Origin of the sequence: Acinetobacter sp. UBA6571 (assembly GCF_002434085.1) — a bacterium.
In the GTDB taxonomy this organism is placed as follows: domain Bacteria; phylum Pseudomonadota; class Gammaproteobacteria; order Pseudomonadales; family Moraxellaceae; genus Acinetobacter; species Acinetobacter radioresistens.
In genome coordinates this window covers 1-3,625 of sequence record NZ_DJJJ01000046.1, presented here as the reverse complement: position 1 = coordinate 3,625, position 3,625 = coordinate 1, and the positions used below count along the sequence as shown (strand labels likewise).

The window sequence follows — 3,625 nt, the reverse complement described above, 5'->3', positions numbered from 1 at the left end:
CTTCAAGTTTTACTCTGCCAAGCATCAAGCCAGTAATTCAATCACACAAGCTTATATCAGAGTCCATGCCTACAGCATGGGCTTTTTTATGCCTATTCAATTTACAAAAAGAGGAAATCAATATGATCAAAGGTTTAGCGATTACACCGCCAATACTAGGACGGATCAGTATCGGTAAGAGGGTTGAGAAAAATGGTAAACGCATCCCTGAAAAGGATGACCAATTTACCATTACCAGCCAAATCCAAAATAAGGACAGTGGTTGGGTCAAACATCCACTCGATGAACAACTTCGAGTTAAAGCACCCAATCAAAAAATCAGAACCATTCCAGTGCGGATGATCTTTAATGATCCTGAACTCAATCTTCGTGCAGAGTACAGCCTATTTGACCGTCAAACGGGTAGACCTGTTTGTGTGGGTAATGGAGAAACTTGCCAGCGACTGACCCATCAAGGGGTTGAGCATCATCCTTGTCCATCTCCAGATTTATGTGCATTGGCCCAAGGAGGGCTGTGTAAACCGTATGGCCGACTCTATGTGAATTTAGATGAATCCGATGAGTTGGGTACATTCATCTTTAGAACCACAAGTTTTAATAGTATTCGTACTTTGGCAGCAAGACTCAACTATTACCATGCGGCATCGGGTGGCTTACTGTCATGTCTACCGCTACAACTGACACTTCGGGGAAAGTCCACTACGCAAAGCTATCGTCAGCCGGTGTATTATGTGGATTTAACCTTACGAGATGGCACAAACCTTCAACAAGCGATTCAAACTGCCAAGGAGATTGACCAACAAAGTAAAACCGTAGGCTTCAATCAAAATGCCTTGGACGCAATAGCACGACTAGGCTTGAGTAATGCACAGTTTGAGGTGAATGCGGAGGAAGGATTGGATTTGGTTGAGGAGTTTTACTCGGATGAGGTTGTTGAGTCTGAACAAACTCAGACTGACTCAAAAACTAAGGCAAAGCCTAAATTCAATCAAGATGATGGATTTGTACAGGATATGCATAAAGAGTTACAGGGGAGTGTGAGGGCAGTGAATTAGTTAATTTTTACAGATCTCCTGATTATTTGAGCAGTAACGCTCGCATTATTGATTTGGAGTAAATTTCATGAATGCGTTTGTTGGACAAACTTTTCAAATGAATCAACTGATTAGTATTAAAGAAGTTATTAAATTTGTTGGTGTAGGTAGATCAACAATCTATGAAATGATGGATGAATACTCACCTTACTATGATCCGACTTTTCCCAAAAAAGTAAAAATTACACAGAATCGTATCGGTTGGTCTGCTTATGAAATTCATCAGTGGATTGAAAATAAGTTGGCGAGCCGTGAATAGAAAGGGAGTTTTTGCTCCCTTATTTTTTTGTTTTTTAGTAGACTAATTGTGATTTTTAGCCTAAGTATTCGTAATTAAAACAATAGACTACTACAATAAGAATGCAGAAGAATTTACAGCTTCAACGTTTGAAGTTGATATGAATAGCCACCGATTTTGTAGACAACTTTTAGTTAGATAAAATGGCTAATTAACGAGGTGCTTATGAGCATGAGGCTTATAATGGGGTCTGGGCATGTGCCTCTTTATTGCATTGTGAGCGTGAATGCTTAGCTGAAGTCATAGGAAAGTTGATAATTGCCTTGAAACCAAATGGTGTGCTTTATATGTCATTTAACTATGGCGACAGTGATCGAGAAAAGAACGGTCGTCAATTTACTGATTTAAATGATGCTCAAGCGGAGGTTCTATTTAGGCAGGAATTGTATTCATAACATAAAACCATGCTGTGCTGTTTTAGTTTAAAAGCAAGAAATTATCTAATACATATGTATTTATCTAACTTTGTTGAGATGCTATAAATATTAATTAATTCAATGTTTATTTTATAAAGAAAAAATGAGTCAAGATACGAAGTACCAAGTATTTATTAGTTCAACATATACAGATTTAATAGAAGCGCGAAGTGCCGCAATTAATACTGTTTTAGAATCTTATAACTTTCCAGTAGGTATGGAATTATTTGGTGCTGATAATGATGAGCAATGGACAATTATTAAAGATTTAATTGATTCAAGTGATTTTTATATTTTAATATTGGGTCATCGATACGGTTCGATCTCGAAACAAGATGGGATTAGCTTTACAGAAAAAGAGTTCGATTACGCTATCAGTAAAGGGTTAAAGATACTTTGTTTTGTTCGTAATGATAATGTTCCTACACGCCCGCATGAACGAGATGCTAACAATGAAAATATTGATAAACTACAGCGTTTTCGAGAAAAGGTTCTGACTGATCGTTTGTGCGAATTTTGGGATACGGTAGATGATTTAAAACATAAGATTTCAAATTCACTTTATAAAAACATGAGAAAGCATCGGGGGGGCGGTTGGATCAGAGGAAACCAAATTTCAGGTCAACTTGCTGAAGAACTAGCTAAGCTCAGTGAGGAAAATAGAAAACTCCGCGAAGAAAATGAACGTATTAAAGAGTCGATTAAAGTAAAACAACCTTTACTTAAAGTAAGCATTAATGACATAGCGAATACTTCAATAGAAGAGTTTGATCAAATAGAGCTATTTTGGTTCAAATTAAGGGAGGATGACTACTATGAAAAACCTGAAAGAATTTCCACTCGCATGGAAATGCGACGTGCAGGAGATTTATTGACAACTCATTCAATTTTGGGAATGCATGATATAAAAAAATATATTCAAGAATATAATGATGAAGTTGATGCTATTTCAGAAGTAGATATAAATAATCATAATCACGCTTTAAGAGCACTTCATCAGTTAGAAGTAAGATCAAGTCAGTTAAATATTGCTGTTGAAAATATTGGTAATAATTTGGCTAACATGATTAGTGTAGAAATCGAATTTCCAAATTTTATTACAATTATTGATGATAAATCTGATGAAGATATTAAATGGTATCAAAAGAACATACAGAAAAGTTTGATTCCAAATATTAAGTCACCCGAGGCAAGACAGCAGGAATATATGTCAGGAGTGTTAAAAAACTTAGCGACTATAGATTACGGAAGTTTAATGCCAAAAGTAAATATGGGCTTAAGTGATAGCTACTCCGATGAAAATACTATTTACATTACAACTAATTCACTTTTACATACAAGAAAAATAAAATTTGATAATTATTATCTAGTTCCTAACGCTATTGATGAAGGTGTAATAAAAATAAATATTATGTGTGCGGAATATACAGATCCTATTTCTTTTGAAATACCAGTAGTTGTTACTGCTTAGAGGGGCTAATGGAAATTACTCATATCGTTGGACTGCTTGGTGCCTTAGTTGGAATTATTGGTATATTTTTTAAACGACAAGAAATCACAGCTTTGGCGCATAAAGATTATACGGCTAAACTTGATTCAACAAATAGATTTTTCGAAAACTTTTTTGAGAAATATGGAGTTAGGAGATTAGTTCTTGATAGGGCAGCACAAGAACTAGCTAGGTTGGATTATGTTGACTATGATTTTATTTGTTATCTAGTAAAGTTACATGAGGCTCGGTTAATTAATTTAGATCAAATTATTAGACTATATAAATCTGGACGTAAATTTATAGAAGAGCCTGTAAATAATTTTGT

Annotated in this window: 4 protein-coding genes and 1 pseudogene; all 5 read left to right on the top strand. The window is 35.2% G+C overall.

Features of this window, described 5'->3' with window-relative positions:
* The first annotated feature begins 122 nt into the window (after window positions 1–122).
* Window positions 123–1,055, top strand: a complete 933-nt coding sequence (locus B3X18_RS08465) for a hypothetical protein (protein WP_005015570.1) — start codon at window positions 123–125, stop codon at window positions 1,053–1,055.
* A gap of 67 nt (window positions 1,056–1,122) precedes the next feature.
* Window positions 1,123–1,353: a helix-turn-helix transcriptional regulator gene (locus B3X18_RS08460; protein WP_005015568.1), complete on the top strand. Its 231-nt coding sequence runs from the start codon at window positions 1,123–1,125 to the stop codon at window positions 1,351–1,353.
* Window positions 1,354–1,571: 218 nt separating this feature from the next.
* Window positions 1,572–1,787, top strand: a pseudogene (locus B3X18_RS15260) (SAM-dependent methyltransferase); the annotation flags it as partial.
* 124 nt (window positions 1,788–1,911) lie between these two features.
* Window positions 1,912–3,279 carry a DUF4062 domain-containing protein gene (locus B3X18_RS08450; protein ID WP_005015566.1) on the top strand — a complete coding sequence of 456 codons (1,368 nt, stop codon included), beginning with the start codon at window positions 1,912–1,914 and terminating at the stop codon, window positions 3,277–3,279.
* An 8-nt stretch (window positions 3,280–3,287) separates the two neighbouring features.
* Window positions 3,288–3,625, top strand: a 338-nt coding sequence (locus B3X18_RS08445; RefSeq protein WP_034688986.1) for a hypothetical protein, incomplete at its 3' end; no start/stop codon positions are given.

Bases quoted from the DNA above. Each gene is read 5' to 3' on its own strand.
- B3X18_RS08465 (WP_005015570.1), top strand. From the start codon at position 123: ATGATCAAAGGTTTAGCGATTACACCGCCAATACTAGGACGGATCAGT.
- B3X18_RS08460 (WP_005015568.1), top strand. From the start codon at position 1,123: ATGAATGCGTTTGTTGGACAAACTTTTCAAATGAATCAACTGATTAGT.
- B3X18_RS08450 (WP_005015566.1), top strand. From the start codon at position 1,912: ATGAGTCAAGATACGAAGTACCAAGTATTTATTAGTTCAACATATACA.